The sequence below is a fragment of the Paenibacillus sp. PK3_47 genome, from assembly GCF_023520895.1.
GTDB lineage: Bacteria > Bacillota > Bacilli > Paenibacillales > Paenibacillaceae > Paenibacillus_AQ.
Window position 1 is genome coordinate 1481471 of record NZ_CP026029.1, and the last position, 19054, is coordinate 1500524.

The 19054-nt window shown below is 53.2% G+C and carries 18 protein-coding genes; 4 read left to right on the plus strand and 14 right to left on the minus strand.

Features of this window, described 5'->3' with window-relative positions:
* Positions 1 to 131: 131 nt before the first annotated feature.
* Positions 132 to 242 carry a hypothetical protein gene (locus C2I18_RS06700; RefSeq protein WP_020429695.1) on the plus strand — a complete coding sequence of 37 codons (111 nt, stop codon included), beginning with the start codon at positions 132 to 134 and terminating at the stop codon, positions 240 to 242.
* 488 nt (positions 243 to 730) lie between these two features.
* Here C2I18_RS06700 and C2I18_RS06705 read toward each other — a convergent pair whose 3' ends face one another.
* From C2I18_RS06705 to C2I18_RS06725, 5 genes are all read right to left on the minus strand, one after another.
* Positions 731 to 1948, minus strand: coding sequence for an ABC transporter permease (locus C2I18_RS06705; protein WP_249900484.1), 1218 nt, complete (start codon positions 1946 to 1948; stop codon positions 731 to 733).
* A 1-nt stretch (position 1949) separates the two neighbouring features.
* Complete coding sequence (locus C2I18_RS06710) at positions 1950 to 2696, minus strand: ABC transporter ATP-binding protein (RefSeq protein ID WP_249900485.1); 747 nt, start codon at positions 2694 to 2696, stop codon at positions 1950 to 1952.
* Complete coding sequence (locus C2I18_RS06715; protein WP_249900486.1) at positions 2693 to 4153, minus strand: DEAD/DEAH box helicase; 1461 nt, start codon at positions 4151 to 4153, stop codon at positions 2693 to 2695. The genes C2I18_RS06710 and C2I18_RS06715 overlap by 4 nt, the downstream gene beginning before the upstream one ends.
* Positions 4154 to 4260: 107 nt before the next feature.
* A complete protein-coding gene (locus tag C2I18_RS06720; protein WP_249900487.1) occupies positions 4261 to 5037 on the minus strand; it encodes an SDR family NAD(P)-dependent oxidoreductase in 777 nt (258 codons plus the stop codon).
* Positions 5038 to 5067: 30 nt separating this feature from the next.
* The gene (locus C2I18_RS06725; protein WP_249900488.1) at positions 5068 to 5523 is read right to left on the minus strand and encodes a chemotaxis protein CheX; all 456 of its coding nucleotides are present in this window, start codon (positions 5521 to 5523) and stop codon (positions 5068 to 5070) included.
* 356 nt (positions 5524 to 5879) lie between these two features.
* On the opposite strand from C2I18_RS06725, the gene C2I18_RS06730 reads away from it, so the two are divergent.
* Together C2I18_RS06730 and C2I18_RS06735 are read left to right on the plus strand one after the other, a co-directional pair.
* Positions 5880 to 6782 (plus strand): LysR family transcriptional regulator, encoded by a 903-nt coding sequence (locus tag C2I18_RS06730; RefSeq protein WP_249900489.1) that lies wholly within the window; start codon positions 5880 to 5882, stop codon positions 6780 to 6782.
* A 136-nt stretch (positions 6783 to 6918) separates the two neighbouring features.
* Positions 6919 to 7731 carry a histidinol-phosphatase gene (locus tag C2I18_RS06735; RefSeq protein WP_249900490.1) on the plus strand — a complete coding sequence of 271 codons (813 nt, stop codon included), beginning with the start codon at positions 6919 to 6921 and terminating at the stop codon, positions 7729 to 7731.
* Between the two features lie 91 nt (positions 7732 to 7822).
* Here the strand turns inward: C2I18_RS06735 and C2I18_RS06740 are convergent, their stop codons facing one another.
* From C2I18_RS06740 to C2I18_RS06775, 8 genes are all read right to left on the minus strand, one after another.
* Positions 7823 to 8569: an NADPH-dependent oxidoreductase gene (locus C2I18_RS06740; protein WP_249900491.1), complete on the minus strand. Its 747-nt coding sequence runs from the start codon at positions 8567 to 8569 to the stop codon at positions 7823 to 7825.
* A gap of 214 nt (positions 8570 to 8783) precedes the next feature.
* A complete protein-coding gene (locus C2I18_RS06745; RefSeq protein WP_249900492.1) occupies positions 8784 to 9320 on the minus strand; it encodes a GNAT family N-acetyltransferase in 537 nt (178 codons plus the stop codon).
* A 66-nt stretch (positions 9321 to 9386) separates the two neighbouring features.
* A complete protein-coding gene (locus C2I18_RS06750; RefSeq protein WP_249900493.1) occupies positions 9387 to 10316 on the minus strand; it encodes a metallophosphoesterase in 930 nt (309 codons plus the stop codon).
* Positions 10317 to 10366: 50 nt separating this feature from the next.
* Positions 10367 to 11095, minus strand: coding sequence for an ion channel (locus tag C2I18_RS06755; RefSeq protein WP_249900494.1), 729 nt, complete (start codon positions 11093 to 11095; stop codon positions 10367 to 10369).
* Positions 11096 to 11126: 31 nt separating this feature from the next.
* Positions 11127 to 11972 carry a DUF3891 family protein gene (locus C2I18_RS06760; RefSeq protein WP_249900495.1) on the minus strand — a complete coding sequence of 282 codons (846 nt, stop codon included), beginning with the start codon at positions 11970 to 11972 and terminating at the stop codon, positions 11127 to 11129.
* A gap of 262 nt (positions 11973 to 12234) precedes the next feature.
* A complete protein-coding gene (gene sdhB / locus C2I18_RS06765; protein ID WP_249900496.1) occupies positions 12235 to 12999 on the minus strand; it encodes a succinate dehydrogenase iron-sulfur subunit in 765 nt (254 codons plus the stop codon).
* A 311-nt stretch (positions 13000 to 13310) separates the two neighbouring features.
* Complete coding sequence (sdhA, locus tag C2I18_RS06770) at positions 13311 to 15053, minus strand: succinate dehydrogenase flavoprotein subunit (RefSeq protein WP_249900497.1); 1743 nt, start codon at positions 15051 to 15053, stop codon at positions 13311 to 13313.
* Between the two features lie 219 nt (positions 15054 to 15272).
* Positions 15273 to 15938 (minus strand): succinate dehydrogenase cytochrome b558 subunit, encoded by a 666-nt coding sequence (locus tag C2I18_RS06775; RefSeq protein ID WP_249900498.1) that lies wholly within the window; start codon positions 15936 to 15938, stop codon positions 15273 to 15275.
* 449 nt (positions 15939 to 16387) lie between these two features.
* On the opposite strand from C2I18_RS06775, the gene C2I18_RS06780 reads away from it, so the two are divergent.
* Positions 16388 to 17287 carry a LysR family transcriptional regulator gene (locus tag C2I18_RS06780; RefSeq protein WP_249900499.1) on the plus strand — a complete coding sequence of 300 codons (900 nt, stop codon included), beginning with the start codon at positions 16388 to 16390 and terminating at the stop codon, positions 17285 to 17287.
* Positions 17288 to 17385: 98 nt separating this feature from the next.
* Here the strand turns inward: C2I18_RS06780 and C2I18_RS06785 are convergent, their stop codons facing one another.
* Positions 17386 to 19038: a type 2 periplasmic-binding domain-containing protein gene (locus tag C2I18_RS06785; protein ID WP_249900500.1), complete on the minus strand. Its 1653-nt coding sequence runs from the start codon at positions 19036 to 19038 to the stop codon at positions 17386 to 17388.
* Positions 19039 to 19054 lie beyond the last annotated feature (16 nt).

Sequence of the window (19054 nt, forward strand, 5' to 3'; positions counted from 1 at the left end):
CAGCTCCGGATTAACCGGGGCTGATTTTTTTATGCCGCCTGACGGCATTGGCCTATACACGTTGTTCCCCCGGCACATACAATACGATGTACTCAAGTACAAACGACCAACATCCGAAAGGGGAATGAACAATGAGCGAAGAAGTAAGAGGCGGATACGGATACCCTGGATTTACCAGCACAGGTGCAATTCTGGTACTCTTCATCCTGCTGGTTATCATCAGCCGTTCACTTTTTGTCTAATCGGGACTGATCCTTCCGGGAAAGAGCCTCGCGCTCTTTCCCTTTCCCGCTAATCGGCAACATTCCCTATAGCAAACAGGGATGTATCAGGCTCCGGCCTTCTTTAGGATGTAGCACAAAGACGCCTTAACGGAAGCTTCCGCTCCCGTTAAGGCGTCTTTGGTGCTTACTCATCGTCGATCAAGCATTCTTGTTCTCATGCTAAGGGACACTGGGTCCGTTATTTGCCGGAATTCGCCTCATTGCCGCCGCTAACGGACTGTAGTTCCTTTATCCGCCAAATGTTGGATAAATTAAGCCCTTTCGGATGAAATAAGGGACCTGGAGTCCGTTAGAATTTCAAAACACACTTCTAGCGCAGAATAACGGATATGTTGTCCGTTAGCAATAGCATTGCCAAGTAATCAATATGTTCTGCCGCACGTGAGCGGATATCATTCGCATTAAATCATGGGTCCATGCCCTCATAAACAATTGATCATGACCAGTTACAGGTCCTCGTCATTTACAGCTTCCTTGCGCTTTAAATGGCCCATGAAGAGATACGCGAGCACCGCGCCGGCAGCAAGTGTACCGATGGCTTCAAGCGGACGGTCTCCCAGTGTAACCAGAAAAGGCAGGCCTGTCAGCAGGGCCAGAAACAGATGACTCCGGAAAACAAACCGGGTCGTGCTCTTGCCTCTGCTGCCATCCGGCAGAGGGTATACGGTCAGCCAGAAGGACTCGCTGTGCAGCTTGCGGAGTGCAGTCAGCTGAATGCCCATAATGAACAGGAAGAACAGGTAAATGCCGCTGCCGATGTAGCTGCTGCGGTTCCACCAGACCAGCAGCAGCGCCAGGACGGCCATCCGCAGGATGATCCCGAAGATATCTCCCCTGGCAAAGCTCTTGGTCAGCAGAAAGCGGTAAGCTTTGCTTTTCTGCCAGGGAAGGCCTGTACCCCAGCGGGACAGGTACCGGCGGGGATAGACACGCTGCTCCCGTCCCGGAACATCCACGAACCAGCCCAGAACCATCAATGCCCGCGTTCCCTGGTTCTTCTCCATGGCAATCAGCCGTTCCCAGGGGACGGGATGACGCCCCGGAACTGCAAGCGCCGCCACGTAAGCCGCAGCCAGGATCACAATGAAGATCAGGGCCCGGCCCTGCGGCTGCCAGAACCAGGCAGCAATCATCAGGCCGCCTGCAGCCCAGCGCAGCAGACTGTACCCTGCTGCAGCCGGACGGGACAGCATGGCTGTCTCCCGCCACAGTCCGAAGCTGGACAGCAGCTTCACTAGAATAAGCACCAGAGCGGTGGATAGCAGCCCTCTTGGCGACTCTTCAGCACGTATGTATAACGGCCAGATGGTGATCAGCACGACGGCCAGCCTCAGAATCTTCCATACATTGCCGCTCACCCAGGCTGGACGGAAATATTCCTTCATCCGGTGTCCCTGCGGGAGCAGAAAAATAGTGTCCGGCGTCTGCAGATAGGTCCGGAAGCTGCTGTGCACTGCTGCCGGCAGCAGCAGAACCAGCATAATCCAGCGGATCGGAATCCCGGGCGGAATGTCGCGGAGCAGTGCGGTGTACCATGCTGAGAAAATGATCAGTACCAGAATGAAGACCATGGCCACGCCGCTCTGGATAATATAGCCCATGTAGGGCAGCAGGCTTCCCATAAAGCGGCTGCGGCGCTGCCGGCGCAGCTCCTTCAGATCCATATCATTTCCCTCCCTGAACCAGCTCGTAGAACAGCTGCTCCAAATTCAGCCCCCGCAGCCCTGCAGCTTCGCCCATCTCGGCAAGCGTGCCTTGTGCAATAACCTTACCGTGATGCAGCACAATAAAGCGGTCGCAGTAATTCTCAATCGTAGACAGAATATGTGAGCTTAGCAGGATGGAAGCCCCGGATTGCTTCAGATTCATCATAAAGTCCAGCAAAGAACGGATCCCCAGCGGATCAAGCCCCAGAAAGGGCTCATCAATGACATACAGCGCAGGACGGGCAACGAAGGCACACATGATCATTACCTTCTGCTTCATCCCTTTGGATAAATGGGAGGACAAGGTATCCATCTTATCCTCCATATTGAACAGTCCGGCCAGCTGCATACTGCGGGACTCGTAATCACTGCGTTCCACGCCGTAAGCTCTTGCCGTGAACTCCACATGCTCGCGTACCGTCATCTCCTCATAGAGCAGCGGAGATTCCGGTACAAAGGTCAGCGCGTTATGGTAGCCTTCCGGATCGGCACTGCGCGACTTGCCCTGTACGGTGATCTCGCCTTTATGTGGCGACATCAGCCCCAGAATATGCTTCATGGTTGTGCTCTTGCCCGCTCCGTTAAGCCCGATCAGCCCGACCATTTCTCCCGGCTTCACGTGAAGTCCGATATCATGAAGTACCGGCTTGTTCAGGCTGTATCCGCCGCTTAATCCCGTGATTTCAAGTACGGGGGCTGTGTTCATTGACCGTTACCTCCCGGATTTTTGTTCTTGAGCCATTTCGGGGCTCCCTTGTTCTTACGGTTCTTCTCACGCTCTGCACTGCTGCGGGCTTTACCTGCGGGAGCTCTGCCGGAGGCACCGGCTGCCGGTCCTGAGCTGCGGTGCTGTCCGCGCCGTACTCCGCCGTCTGTATCCTGTCCTGTCTGCCTGGTGCGCAGCGGCGCTGCTTCGGCATTTCCCTGTAGACCGGAGACCGTAACATCCGGACGGCTGTTCCGGGAGACCTCACCCTCCCGGCGGGCCCCGCTGCTCTCGCCGCGCCCGCGGCTGGCCCGTGCTTCATCTGCCCCGAGCACCTTGCCTGCGAACAGTTCACGCTGCTCCAGATTAATATCCAGCTCACGGGCAAATTTGCGCATGATGAAGGTCTGCTGCTCTGTCACAATGGAGACGGAGAGTCCACGCTTGCCCATACGTCCGGTGCGTCCGGCCCGGTGAACATAATGCTCCGCATCGAAGGCCGGATCGTAGCTGACTACAAGCGTCAGGTTCTCAATATCCAGCCCTCTGGCTGCTACGTCACTGGCTACCAGCACGCGGAACTTGCCGTCCCGGAAGCGGCTAAGCACATTGCTGCGGGTGACCTTGTCAGCATCGCCGTACAATGCTGCTGCAGTCAGACCAAGATGGTTCAGCTTCGCTTCCACCTCGGCAATATCCTCGGTGGCGTTAACGAATACAATGGCCCGCTGCGGGTTGTAATGGCGGATGACCCGGCGCAGCATGTCTATTTTGTTGCGTTCCTCAGTCACCACGTAATGGTGCTCCAGACTCTCTGCAGTCATTACGCCGGGATCAATACCAACCTCTGCCGGATCCTTCATTTCCCGTGCGGCTAACGCCTTCGTATCCGGTCCGATCGTCGCCGAGAGCATGACCAGCTGGCGCGTACGCAGCGCACTGCTGACAATCTTCGCCACTTCTCCGGCTCCGCTGAGCTGGAACATCTGGTCCGCTTCGTCGATTACAATGGTCGTTACCTCATGCATCTTCAGCTTCCGGAGTCCGATCAGCTCGCGGATACGCCCCGGAGTGCCCACGACCAGCTGGGGATGCTCGCGCAGCTTGTCGATCTGGCGTTTGATCGCCGCTCCGCCGATCAGTCCCATGACTTTGATCCCGCGATGGGCTCCGTAACGCTCCGCTTCGCGGACGATTTGCATCGCAAGCTCCTGGGTCGGGGCAAGCACCAGCTTCTGCATCACCCTCTGCTCGGGATTGATACCCTGAAGCAGCGGCAGAAGATAGGCCAGGGTCTTGCCTGTTCCAGTCTGGGAAGCCGCCAGCACGTCTCTTCCCTCCAGCAGAAGCGGGATCGTCTGCTCCTGCACAGGGGACGGTTCGGTAATGCCGAATTCCGACAACCGGGCAGCCAGGTCTTCCTGGATACCGATCGCCGCAAAAGAAGCTTTAGTCATAACTATGATTCATCCTTTTCGCTTAAGTTAATATCTTCATTATATGCCAAAAAGGCCTCTCCACCAAATGGGAGGCCCCTTCAGCCAATCTTTCTTACAGGAAGGCTCTACTTTCTGTTCATCAAATTATAGGTAAGCTTGTCCGCAAGCCGCGGAAAAAGGCCGTAAAGCCGGATGCCAAGGGCTGCAAAGCCCGGAAGATCCACTTCCTCCCTGCCCTTCTCCATCAGCTTAACAATCTTTCCGGACACATGCTCCGGCGTCATCATCATTCTGGCTACGCTTTTCTCGTACTTGCCGGAAGGGTCTGCCGTTTTGAAGAAGTCAGTGGCAATCGGTCCCGGATTCACTGCCGAAACCACGATTCCGCTCTTCCTCAGCTCCTGGCGGAGCGCATTCGTAAAGCCGAGCACTGCATGCTTGGTAGCTGTGTATGAAACCGAACGTGCGGTGCCGATCTTGCCGGCCATGGAGGCTACGTTGACAATCTGGCCGCTTCCCCGTTCCAACATATTCGGGACAACCGCTTTGGTGCAGCGGACTATCCCCATATAGTTGACGTCCATCATGTCAGCGAATTCTCCGGTTTCCATGTCTGTAAAGGACGTAAATTTCCCGTACCCCGCATTGTTGAGCAGAATATCGATTCTTCCGTACACCTTGAGTATTTCGGCAAAAGTATGCTTAACCTCCGCTTCACTGGTGACATCACAGGTATACAGTCCAAAGACGCCCGGGATACCGGCCGCCGTCGGCTTGAGCTTCTCCTCCGAGCGGGCAAGCAGGACAGGCACTGCGCCTCTCTTGCTTAACATTTGCGCCGTAAGCGCTCCAATCCCGCTTGAAGCTCCTGTAATAACTACAATCTTGTCCTTAAGTAGCATGAATGTTCTTCAGCTCCTTGTCCCCTAAGCCTAAGAGATCATCACCTGAATATCGAGTTCCCCGATGCCTTCCATCACGAGCGGAATGCTGAGTGCCTTGCGCGGCAGGGAGGCCATGCTATCCGTTTTTACCAGCTTCGGCGGGGTAATATCCACAGCGACACCCTGATTGGAGAGAATCGTGCTTGCGTTGCCGCTGATCATGTTGCCGAGCTCGGAAATCGCACTTTGCCCCATCTCGTCCATCTCTGTGATGACATATCCGCCCATCATAGCCGATACCATCCGCAGTGCTACACTCTCGGCAATCCCAAAAATAATATCACCACTTAATTGACCTGTCATTCCCACTTGAATCCATATATGATCATCGATCAACTCAATATCCTTGATACCCAGATTACCGGTGGATGGCGAGACTTGGATCACCTGCTCAATTACAATTCGTGCAGACTCTAAAAACGGATTAATTACTTCTGCTTTCATTAAAGTGTTATCCCCCCGCTACCAGGCTTTAGTCATATACCAAAAGTCCTAAGCAATATTGTTTAATTATACTTCATATATCGGTATTATTCACCAAAAATTAATGGCTTTGTCGAAGGAATTCATAAGATACTTTGGGAAGCAACATTGCTCTGCCCCGTGGAATCTCCTATAATTTAATCAAATGCCGACACCCTGCGTAATATATACTTGTATATTCACGCCGGGAACGGCTCCCGTTCCGGCCTGAAATCAGGCGGAATAACGGCTTGGCGGTTCTGGAAACAGTCATGATTCTTGTCATTTATGCAACACACGGCGGCACCATTCGGTAGGCCAAAAGGGGGGCAAACGCTATGAATATCAGCCAGCTGGAGACACTGATTACGATCTCCAAAACGATGAGCTTCCGGAAGGCAGGCGAACTGCTTAATCTGACCCAGCCTGCAGTTTCAGCACAAATTAAAAGCCTGGAGGAAGAGTTCAAAACACAGCTCGTGGACCGGAACCAGCCTGTTACCCTGACGGACAGAGGCAAGGTATTTCTCACCCATGCCGAGCAGATTGTGAGCATTGTCGAAGAGCTTAAGCAGCGCCTTGCGGATCTCGAGGAGAATCCCCAGGGGCATATTATTCTCGGTACGACAACCTCAATCGCCATTCAGATTCTGCCGCGCATTCTGTCTTATTTCCAGGACCAGTTCCCGCATATCAAAACTTCGATTTCCTCCATGTCCTCATCGCAGATCTATCAGCAGGTGGAAAACGGGCTGGTCGATGTCGGCATCGGCTACCTGATCGGACGGAATCCGGGAATGACGACTTCAGTGCTGTATTACGACACCTTTGAACTCGTTGTCTCACCAAGGCATCCGCTGGCCCAGGCCAAAACCGCCGGAATCGAAGCGCTGGGCAGGACACCGCTGATTCTGCTCTCGCCGGATACTGTCGGGCGTAGATTCGCCGAGGATGTGTTCGCGAAGCACGGCATCCAGCCGCAGGTGATTATGGAGCTGACCAGCAGTGAGGAAGTGAAGCGGATGGTCGAGCTTGATCTCGGGGCGGCGATTATTTCCAAACAGTCAGTCACTGCGGAGGTCCGCAGCGGGACGCTCAAGATTGTACCGATTATAGAGCTGGAGGTCACCCATCCTGTAGGGGTCATCACCAAGTCGGGAAAATATGTGAATTCGGCCATGAGGCAATTCCTGAGCGATCTCAAAGGAATGCCTGAAACACAATTTATCGGCTCGGAATGAGCCCGGCACAGTGAAGCTTGGAGAAGCTTGGAGAAGCCTGCATCATTTACCCGGGACCTGAGAATAACCCCATTATGTGGGGCGTATGCTGTGAGTCATGGTTCCGCATACTTTGGCCTAAGGAGATGTTCAATCGATGAAATTTGACCTGCATACCCATCATTTCCGCTGTGGCCATGCCGACGGAAACATCAGGGATTATATTGAAGCCGGTATTGCCGCCGGTCTTAACGTTATCGGAATATCTGATCACACACCTTATTTTGGAAGCCCTGAAGAACAGGCTTTTCCCAAAATAGCCATGGCCAAGTCCGAGCTTGCCCGTTACGTGGATGAAGTGCTGTCTCTCAAAAAAGAGTACGAAGGAAAGATTGATGTCCTGTTGGGGATCGAATCCGATTATTTCCCGCAGCATGCCGAACTCTACCGGAAGACCCTTGCCGCCTTTCCTTTTGATTACATTATCGGTTCTGTGCATAGCGTGGATAATGTCAGTATTTTTAATAAAGGACGCTGGAAGGGGCTGGGTACAAGGGAGAAAGTTGCTGCCAAAGCAGAGTACTACCGGCTGATCGCCGAGTCCGCCCGCAGCGGCATGTTCCAGATCCTCGGCCATATTGACGCGATGAAGGGCAACTATCCTAAGTTCTGTGAGATTCCTGCTGCCGCCGAGATTGATGAATGCCTGCGTGTCATCGGTGAATGCGGTACCGCAATCGAAATTAATACCTCCGGGGACACCAAGCTGTGCGGCGGCTGGTATCCGTCAGATGATATTCTGGAGCGTGCGCTTCATTACGGCGTGGAGGTCACCTTCGGCTCCGATGCGCATAAGCCTTCACGGGTCGCTGACCAGCATGAAGCGGTTGCCGCCCGTCTCAGGGAAATCGGCTTCACTCACTGGGTCTACTACAAGCAGCGTGAGAAGGTTACCGTTCCGGTCTCGTAAAAAGTACAGGATTGCTAACTCCCAAAAAATGCACCGCAGAAACACGGATGGAGAGCTCTCCACTCGCGTGTTGTCTGCGGTGCATTTTGTTCTAATCTTTAAGATTATCGCAGGTAAAGCCCTGCTGCGGAAGAGTCCGGCCGGAATCTCCGTACTGCGGGTTGAGCGCATAAAAATGGGCCACCGTTGCGCTCCAGTCTCTTTCGGTCAGCCCCACAGTGCCCAGGTATTCACGGAACGCAGTGTTGTACTCCACAATATGCCCTTTTAAATCCGGATGATATCGCTCCTCATGGTACACAGCCTCCAACGGAAGACGCGGCTTCTTCGGCAGCTCCTCATCAGGATATCCGACACATAGGCCGGCAACCGGAAATACATATTCGGGCAGCTGCAGCAGTTCAATGACCTCTGCAGTATTTCGGCGTATTCCGCCTATCGGGATGATGCCAAGCCCGAGAGATTCCGCAGCAGCGGTCGAATAAGCCAAGGCAATTCCGGCATCGGTTGCCCCGACGAGCAGGGCATCCACATCACGGGCGGCCTCAAAAGGCTGTCCTTCCAGCTCGCCGGCCAGCTTGGCCCGGTAGAAGTCAAGGCAGAAGACCAGAAAGACAGGCGCGTCTGCCACATGCTTCTGATTTCCGCTCAGCACAGAAAGCTGCTGCTTCCGCTCTTTATTGGTTACAGCGATAATCGTCACCTGCTGCCCGTTAACCCACGAAGGCGCCGCCTGGGCCGCCCGGATCATCAGCTGCAGCTTCTCCGGCTCCACAGGCCGCGGGCTGTATTTGCGGTAGGACCGGTGATCCATTAACGTCTTAAGTACATCATTCACTGTATGAGATCCTCCTAAGGGTAAAATTGAATTGTAAATATCATATACCAAGAGACTGGAGAACCGCCAGTCTGTCCCCTGCCCGCTGACCCGCAAGTCTGAGAGGGCAAAAAAATGGACCCGATTTCTCGGGTCCCAACAGCATTTATATTTCAAAAGGGGGTCATGTACTTAGTTTAACCGCTGACTGTTAGAGTTTGATAACGGCATTATTTCAATTGTGTAACAATGTGAATACTTTCATTACATCACCCGAGCCATCCGCCATCGGCATGATCCGTCCGAGCTTCATGCCGTTGGCCAGCATAACCCTTTCGGACCGGTAGTTATCGCCGCGGCAGCGCCCCTCCACCTGGACCAGACCCAGCTCACGGATACTGTAATCCAGCAGCAGGCCTACAGCTTCAGATGCAAGACCGCGCCCCCACCATAACGGATCTACCATATAGCCGAGCACCGCCTTGCCTTCATGACGGTTCCAGCTCTGCAAAGATACTGTTCCCACCAGCTCCTCATTACCCTTGAGATGAATTCCGGCATGCAGGGCACAAGGGTCGTAAGGATACAGCATCCTCTTCACCAGCTTATCCAGCTGCTGCGGACCGGCTCCGCTGCGCATCAGGATATGACGGCGCACTTCCGGGTGAGAGAGCATCGTCTTAAGCCTGTCACGATCCTCTTGTTGCATTGCCCGGAGGCAAGCCTTTTGCCCTTGCTGGGCTATGACGGATACGGTCTCATAAGTACTCATGCTGCAGCTCTCCTTCCCGGAAGTTATGCGCTTTAAGCATCCTGTTCCATGGCCGGTTCCCTGATTCTAGCCCCGGCGCAGCGTAAGTATCGTCAGCTCCGGCCTGCACAGCAGGCGGAACGGCATGTAAGTCTCGCCAAAGCCTCTGTTCACATATACCGGCAGCTTCTTCGCGGTATAGTACAATCCGCTTATGTATTTAAGTGAGCCGTAAGGCGTATAAGGTGCGCCCACAAAGGGCAGGCGGATCTGCCCGCCGTGGCTGTGTCCTGACAGCTGGAGATGGACAGGATAGCCTTCCGCCGTGTCGGCGTAGTCCGGCTCATGCATCAGCAGCAGGGTAAATGTGCCCTCCGGAACGTCTTTCAGTGCAGCAACCGGATCGGGAGTGCTCTGCAGCAGGTCATCCAGGCCGGCCACCGCCATAACCGCTCCGCCCTGCCTGATCAGAAACGACTGGTTTCTGAGCACCGTGAAGCCGGCGGACTGGAACAGACGGCCCAGCAATTCTGTATTTTTGTAATCATGATTGCCGAAGATGGCGTATTTACCGAGCGGGGCCTGCAGCTCTGCAAGCAAGGCAGCAGAGTCGGTCAGATCTTCCGCATCGCTGTCCACGATATCACCGGTGAAGCAGATGATATCCGGCTGCGCTTCCTTAATGTGCTTCGTCAGCCGGGCCAAATCTCCGGCATCCTTGTTGAAGCCGAGATGCACGTCACTGAAATGGACAAGCCGGGTACCGGAGAAGGCGGAGGGCAAATCAGGCAGCGGCAGTTCCATCCTGGTTATATCCAGCCAGTTGGGCTCTCCCTGCCAGACATAGCCCCCTGCGAGCAGGCCGGCACCGAACACAGCCGCTGCCCCGCGGGTCAAGAACTGCCGGCGGGTAATTTTGCGTCCGCCCCCGCTGCCTGGAACAGGGCCGCCGTACCGGCTGTATTCCGCACCTGCTGGAGCATGATCGGGAGAAGCCCCGGAGGATTTATGGTTCATAGGGAGTTTCTCCTTCCTTGGAACAGAGCATACAGTGCTCCGGTTAAGTCTTATTTTTGTTCACAATCCGCTTCTTCCTTTATTTCCTCTTTGGCGCCATCTACCGCTTCGCCCACAGCTTCATCAACCTCACTGTCCACCTCCTGCTTAATTTCCTGTTCCGTGCCGGGACCAAGAATCTTCCGGAACAATCCCAGCATGGAGAGCGCGTAGGCTACGGTGATGAAGCTGAAGCTGATCTGCATAATGACCACAAGCCGGGAAGTATTGTCTACAGGCGCCACATCCCCGTAACCTACGGTTGTAAAGGTGGCCACACTGAAGTACAAAAAGGTAATCAGCTGGCTTACAAGATCATCCCCGAGCCCCTCACCATTAAAGGAGGACTGGCCAAACAGCTTATATATGGATGTATATACGATCGTAAAAAAGAAAATGCAGGTGATCGCGGCAATACTGATCCGGATGAGCGTCTGCTGCAACTTGACTTCTTCGCTGTTGGATACCTTGATTTCGTGAAAAATAAACAGGATGTAAAAAATCACTGAAGCCAGCACAAAAAGCAGAATCAGACCCTGCAGCCCCCGGTTGCCCGGTACAATATCACCAAGCTCAATCCACCCCAGCAGATCCTCCACCGAAATCAGCGTGTAGATCAGAACGGGTGCGAGCAGGATGCCTTTTCCCATCCAGCTCATCTTCATCCGGTAAAACCACAGGGCCAGCGCAGCAATAAACGCCAGATTTAAGGTCCATACCCACCAGTCCACAGTCCTCATTTCCCTGTTCCCCTGGCTATTGTCATTGGCATCAGTCCTGCTCCCGGTTCCGCTCTGCCATCCGGCTGTCAGCAATAGCCTTCAAAGGAGACTCCGGCCGGCAGGTGACGGTAATCCGGCATTCTTCCTCCGGTGTTTCACTGTATGCAAGGGCAATTCCTTTGCTGTTAATTGCTGTTTTGCTCACTCGGCGGATGTTAAAAGCGACTTCGACATCTCCTGTGAACGGAAACGGTTCGAGCAGCAGGGTCGAAGCATCCTGCCATTCCGCAGAAATGGCCCGGCCGGAGGTGAAACTGAAATCCTCGGTTCCCGAGAACCCGTCAGTCCACCATGGATGCTCCTCTGACTTGGGACTTCCCGGCTCATTCAGGGCCAGGTACAGCGAGAGATCGTCGCAGAACTGCAGCAGCCTGGCATCATAATACAGCTCACCTTCACTGATAGGCGCACTTTGCTCCAGCTCGCGGTGGATGCGGGATCTGCGCTCCTCCTCATCCTTGAGATAGGCAGTCAGCTCCGGACTCTGTTCCCCGGACACTTCGATCAGCCGTTCAAAATGCAGACTGCACAGCAGCGCGCCGTAGGCTGTCTCTGCTTCAATCTCGTTAAGTCCCCGTTTGTAGAACGTCAGCTTCGGCACCACCGGAAAATCAATAAAGCTGTACGGCGCACCCTCCGCATCATTCCAGAACGGCGTCTCATCCAGATCAATCCATCCCCGGTCATGGTTGCTGATGGCCCATACCACTTCTTCCTGTCTTTTACCCGCCGGCACCTGCTCTTCCTTGAAGTGAAGCGCAAATTCCCCGGCCACACGGCCATGCTCATGCTGCTTAACCATTACAAATACATCGTCCTGCTCACGGCTGATCATTCCGAACCCTCCCCGATTGTTCACTGCCCCTGGATATGTATGATTTAGTGTAGATTATAACATATACCTCTAGATTTGCTTAAGTTTGGTTATTCTGTCCTGTAAGGACTGTCTAAGAATGTACCCGTTTCAGCCGTTATAAGAAACACCATACACTCAAGCTTCACAACTCTGGAATCTATTGGCACAATCCAAAAAGCCACACCTTCAGGCAGGTGCCTTCGGGTATGGCTCTATGAACAATTTTGGTCAGACTGCTTCTTTATACACCCAGCCAGCGTTTGAACATATGCTTTGTGGTCTGCTTGTTAATTTCGGCAATCGAGGTGGTCAGCGGAATGCCTTTCGGGCAGGCACGCACACAGTTCTGCGAGTTGCCGCAGCCGTCGATTCCGCCGTCTTCCATCAGCGCGTCCAGACGGTCGTCGGCATTCATCTCGCCCGTTGGATGGGCGTTGAACAGACGCACCTGGGAGATCGCTGCAGGGCCGATGAAATTGGTCTTCTCGTTGACATTCGGACAGGCCTCCAGGCAGACCCCGCAGGTCATGCACTTGGATAGTTCGTAGGCCCATTGGCGTTTTTTCTCGGCCATCCGCGGACCGGGGCCCAGGTCATACGTACCGTCAATCGGAATCCAGGCCTTGACCCGCTTGAGCGCATTGAACATCCGGCTGCGGTCGATAACAAGGTCACGTACGACCGGGAAAGTCTTCATCGGCTCAATGCGTACCGGCTGCTCCAGGTTGTCAATCAGGGCGGCGCAGGCCTGGCGCGGCTTGCCGTTGATCACCATGGAACAGGCACCGCATACTTCCTCCAGGCAGTTGGAATCCCAGCAGACCGGAACCGTGTTATCGCCTTTGGCATTGACCGGGTTACGCTGAATTTCCATCAAAGCGCTGATTACATTCATGCCCGGACGGTAAGCCAGCTCAAACTCTTCGACATATGGTGAGCTTTCTGGTTCGTCCTGGCGGGTGATGATAAACTTTACGTTTTTGGGAGCTGCAGCAGTTTCCGCCATATCTGTTACCTCCTAAAGTGTTTTACGTTACGGTGATGTTACGATTCCGGAATAACTGCACTCGGTGCAATTAAAACCGGCTTTTTTCTGCCCGGCACACGAGTTAACTGCACTTTATACATTTATATTTCAGAAAATTGCTGAATTCCGCCTATCCGCCAAATTATAGCTGCATAGAATACAGTTATTCCGCCTGAAGGTCCACAGGGTGGGTATTATAGTTGTATAAAATACAATTAGCCACCGTGTTCTGCATGTAGCGTGTTATACCGGCTGCGGTACATTGATGTTCAGCCGCCAAGGTCTATCTATTAGTCCTTCGAGTAATCGCGTACCCGCGGAGGAATGAGCGAGACATCCACGTCCTCGTAAGAGATCTGCGGGCCGTCTGCTGTCCAGGCTGCTTTGGTCGTCTTCAGGAACTCCTCATCGTTACGGTTCGGGAATTCCGGCTTGTAATGCGCGCCGCGGCTTTCGTTGCGCAGCAGTGCGCCAAGCGTCATCGCTTCGGACAGCTCCAGCATATTCCACAGCTGGCGGGTGAAGGCCACGCCCTGGTTGTTCCAGCGCGAGGTGTCACTCATGTTAATCCCGCGGTAGCGTTCCTTGAGCTCTTTGATTTTACCGATCGTAGACTCCAGCTTTTTGTTATCCCGGACGACCGTCATGTTCGCCGTCATCCATTCGCCAAGCTCTTTATGGATGACATAAGCGTTCTCTGTACCGGACATATTCAGCAGAGACTCGTATTTGTCGGTCTGCTTTTTATGGAAGCCGTCGAACACCCGGGAGGAAACATCCTGCACCGATTTCTTCAGTCCCTTAATATATTCGACAGCCTTCGGACCTGCGACCATCCCGCCGTAGATTGCCGATACCAGCGAGTTCGCGCCCAGCCGGTTTGCACCGTGGTACTGGTACTCACATTCCCCTGCTGCAAACAGCCCGGGGATATTGGTCATCTGGTTGTAATCCACCCACATGCCGCCCATCGAATAGTGTACGGCCGGGAAGATTTTCATCGGTATTTTACGGGGATCATCGCCCATGAATTTCTCATAGATTTCGATAATGCCGCCCAGCTTGACGTCCAGCTCCTTCGGATCCTTGTGGGAAAGGTCGAGGTAAACCATGTTCTCGCCGTTAATTCCCAGCCCCTGATCCACACATACGCTAAAGATTTCCCGGGTGGCAATATCGCGCGGCACCAGATTTCCGTATGAAGGGTATTTCTCTTCAAGGAAGTACCATGGCTTGCCGTCCTTATAGGTCCAGATGCGTCCGCCCTCGCCGCGGGCCGATTCCGACATCAGCCGCAGCTTGTCATCGCCGGGAATCGCCGTCGGGTGAATCTGGATGAACTCCCCGTTGGCGTAATGTACGCCCTGCTGATAGACAGCACTTGCTGCCGTGCCTGTATTGATAACCGAGTTGGTTGTTTTGCCGAAAATAATGCCCGGGCCGCCGCTGGCCAGAATGACCGCATCCGCCGGAAAGGTCTGAATCTCCATTGTCTTCAGATTCTGTGCGCTGATGCCGCGGCAGATGCCCTCGTCATCGAGGACTGCCGAGAGGAATTCCCAGTTCTCGCTTTTGGTTACCCGGCCTTCCGCTTCCCAGCGGCGCACCTGTTCATCCAGCGCGTAGAGCAGCTGCTGGCCGGTCGTTGCCCCGGCAAAAGCCGTCCGGTGGCGCTTCGTTCCGCCGAACCGGCGGAAATCCAGCAGACCTTCCGGCGTGCGGTTGAACATGACGCCCATCCGGTCCATCAGATGGATGATTCCCGGAGCGGCTTCGCACATCGCCTTGACCGGCGGCTGGTTGGCCAGGAAGTCACCGCCGTATACGGTGTCGTCGAAGTGCTCCCAGGGCGAGTCCCCCTCGCCCTTCGTATTAACGGCACCGTTAATGCCGCCTTGCGCGCATACCGAGTGCGATCTTTTGACAGGTACCAGTGAGAACAAATGCACATGCGCGCCGGACTCCGCCGCCTTGATGGTAGCCATCAGACCAGCCAAGCCGCCGCCCACGATAATGATATCGGCAGATGCCATAATTGTTCACTCCTAAAGTTTTGTTAGGGATACTTCTACTGATATTGCTTCGTACAAAACTTGCTTCGGAAGCATTAGCTTAAGTTTTGTGAGGGTTACTTCTACTGATATTGCTTCGTACAAAACTCGCTTCGGAAGCATTTGCTTAAGTTTTGTGTGAGTATACGCTTTCTTGAATTACATCATAAAGGCCGTGCACCGGACAGGCGCTGCCCTGTGTTAAGTAAAGGTCCGCAATACTTCTGCAGCAGAAGCAGCGATTTTGAATTCATCGTCCCGGAAAGCAAACAGCGAGATCAGGAACATGAATGTAACAATGGCGAAAAGGCCCATACAGATATAAGAGGACACTCTTTGCGAACGCGGCCCCACGGTAATGCCCCAGCTGATGAGGAAGGACCACAGGCCATTGGAGAAGTGGAAGCAGGCTGCAATAATGGCAATTACATAAATGACAAGCATCAGCGGCTGGGTTGCAATGTCATGCATCACTCCGCCGAGCTCTTCGTGCTCAACGTTACCTACGGCAACCTGAACCCGTGTCTCGAACATATGCCATACGATGAAGACGAAGGTGATGACACCGCTGATCCGCTGCAGGGTATAACGCCAGTTTCTTTCCAGGTTAAAACGGTTCAGGTTCGGCTTGGATTGATAAGCAATGTACAGCCCGTAAACTCCGTGGTAGAGCAGCGGAAGCCAGATACCGAACAATTCCAGGAAGAAGACGAGCGGCAGGCTGTTCAGCCACAGCACACTGTCGGTGAAACCAGAAGCGCCACCCTCTACTGCTGCGAAATTCGTCATCATATGTTCGATGAAGAAGAATCCGAGCGGGATAACGCCGAGCAAGGAATGAATCTTTCTGGAATAAAATCCTCTCATGCAAAGTGTCCCCTTTCCAATTAAAACAGCGTTTTCATTAATGAGCATACACTCCCGGGAGTACAGTTGAAACAGGGGAAGCCGGAGGCCGAAATGCCGCCTGAATCTCTATTTGCAACGTTATCCGTGCTTTTCCCGGACTTTGCTGAATAATTCACAATATGTGAATATCTTGTGTCACTTTGTATGTTACTCTTTTTTAGCTTATAAGGGAATTGCAATCTAATTATTAAACGTTATAGAATAAACGCATAAGAATATTTTTAATATGATAATAATTCTCATTTAGAAGAAAGAATCCCAGGAAATCCGTTCTTTTTTCATACATTTCAAAATAAAAGGAGCGCCGCGGCTATGCTTTTTGTCACTTTCAAGCCCGGCATTTACACGTACAGTAAATTCAGATTACCGCTACTACTATACTATCTGGACCACGGGAGGCCTCTGTTATGTTTGACGATTTGGATATCTTCGCCGCAGTGGTGGAGCACTCCAGCCTGAACCGGGCATCACGCCAGCTCAATCTGTCCCAGCCCGCCCTTTCACGCAAAATCTCCAAGCTGGAGGAAAGGCTCGGCGTGGATCTTTTCAACCGTTTCGGCAAACGTCTGGAGCTCACTGAGGTGGGCCGCCTTACTTATACCTATGCGCTTGAGCAGCGGCAGCAGCGTGCCAAATTTCTGGAGGCGCTGTCTAAATTCAAAGAGGGTGAGCCCCAGCTCGTGACGCTCGGCGCCAGCCTGACCACGCTTCAGACTACCCTTCCGCCGCTGGTGAATGCTTATACAGAAAAATATCCGGCCGCCGAGCTGAAGCTGATCACCGGAAAAACGCATGAAATCGTCTCCTCGGTCAGTGAAGGCAAATCCGATGTCGGCATTATTGCCTCCTCCATTCAGGAGCCGGGCCTGCGCTGCATTCCGCTGTTTGAGGATCAGCTGAGACTGGTCGTTTCGGAGAATCATCCCCTGACCCGGCCTGCCAAGCTGACGATGGATCATCTGTCCAAGCTGCCGATGATTCTGTTCTCCAAGGGTACCTGGTACCGCCGGATGACAGACGAGCTGTTCCAGCGCTGCGGCGTCGATCCCGATGTGCGGATGGAGATTGACTCCTTCGAGGCGATCGTCCGCCTGCTGCCGACGATCAAGGCGGCGGCACTGCTGCCGAAGTCTTATCTGCGCCCGGAGCTGCTGAACGGCGGCGGGCTGATGTCCCTGCATATCAAGGAGCTGGAGCAGACACAGCGGACCACCTGTCTCATCTATCCGACCAGCGGCGGGCTGAGCACGGCCGCACGCTGCCTGGTCCAGGTCACCGAGGAAGTGTTTCTCTCGGGACATGAATAACATGAAATCCCCGTTGTTTCAGTCCACTGTTCAGTGGACCGGACCAACGGGGATTGTTCAATGGTACGGCTGTTCAGTTATGTTCTTGACTTACTGGATTAACGGAACTGGCCAGCGTCGATCGCTTTTTGCTTCTCATCAAGGATTTCCTGGTAGCCTGCATCAAGGTATGCTTTCTTGGCTGCTTCATAGTTGGCATCGAATTCAGCTTCAGGGCCCAGCACAATTTTTACGTACTGCTCCTGGAACAGGGTGTTGAGATCTGCCTTGTACTCATTAACCTTTTCAAGGACAACAGTGAACATGGCGTCAGGTGTGCGGAACTCTGCAGTTTCGTTATAATATTTCACCAGATCTTCAGCAAGATATTCATGCCCGGCCGGTGCCCAGTTGCGGAGATTCGCCTTGAGCGTTTTGTCAGCATCCGGATACTGTGCAATCTCGGTTACAAGGCCCCAGTAGTCTTTGTTGTTGTTCTGTGACAGGACAGACTCGCCTTTGTAATCCGGGTTCTTCACAGCAATGCCTTCTGCGTCAAGCGTATAGTTTTCGCCTTCAACACCGTTCTGGAACTTGAACAGGTTCTCCGGCTGGCTCAGCCACTCGAGATACATCCAGACTGCAGCGCGTTCTTCATCTGTAGTTTCATAGTTGATCCCCATGATGAAGCCAAACGGCCAGTATGCCCGTCCTTGCGGCTTGCGGCCTTCCGGAACACCTGCGTATGGAGGCACTACCGCAAATTCGGCATCCGGATTGTTTGCCAGGGTTGAAGTAATAACATCCGTATTGTTGGTCAGATAGAATCCGAAAGTGCCTGTTTTGCCGGACACGAATTCAGCTTTGATCTTATTCTCGTCGGTACGCAGATAGAACTCCTTATCAATGAGGCCGTTGTTATACTGATAGTTCAGGTTGCGCAGCCAGCGCTCTGTATCAGCAGTGGTGAGATCAGCAACGCTCAGGTCGGAATACAGCGCACGGTAGTTAGCGTCGACCGGCCAGTCACGGAAAGCATAGTTGTAGTTGAAGCTGTTGGCAGTCAGGCTGCCGCCGGTTACCCCGAGTCCTGCTTCCTTCCATTTCACCAGCATCTCATTGTATTTCTCAAGAGAAGTCAGATCTTCAACCTTCATACCGACCTTCTCCACCCAGTCCTTGCGGATGATGTTGACAAAGTTATCGGCTTCAGGGCGTGCAGCATAGAAAAAGATATTCTTGTCATCTACAACACCGTACTGCTTAATCGTCTCGCCCATGTTTTTCCAGTAGGTCGGTGCGTAATTTTCGATTTCAGCCCAATCCAGCGGCTGCATAACATCCTCACCATAATAAGTAAGCGCTTGCGGCATATCGTAATGGAAAATAATATCCGGTGCCTTGTGCGATGCCAGCAGCTGCTCAAAGTCAATAACCTCGCTTTTCCGGGTAATCGGAATATAGTTGACGTCGATATTGTACTTGTCGCCGAACTCCGACTGAACCCAGCGGGTGTAGTAGTTATCGGTTACATTCCAGCCTTCAAAAGCGCGCTCATAGACCGGGATATCGATCGTAACTCTTTCTTTAAAACCTTGGGAGTAATCGGCGAATCCGCCTTCGGCCTGGTTATTGGCTGCCGCCGTTTCTGCAGGGGCGTTCGGCTCATTCGCGGCACTCGTGTTATTGTTATTTCCTCCGGAGCAACCAGCCAGCATACCCGCCGTCATCACGGATGCCATCATTAACGATACAAATCTTTTTTTGTTCATTGCAATTCCCCCATTT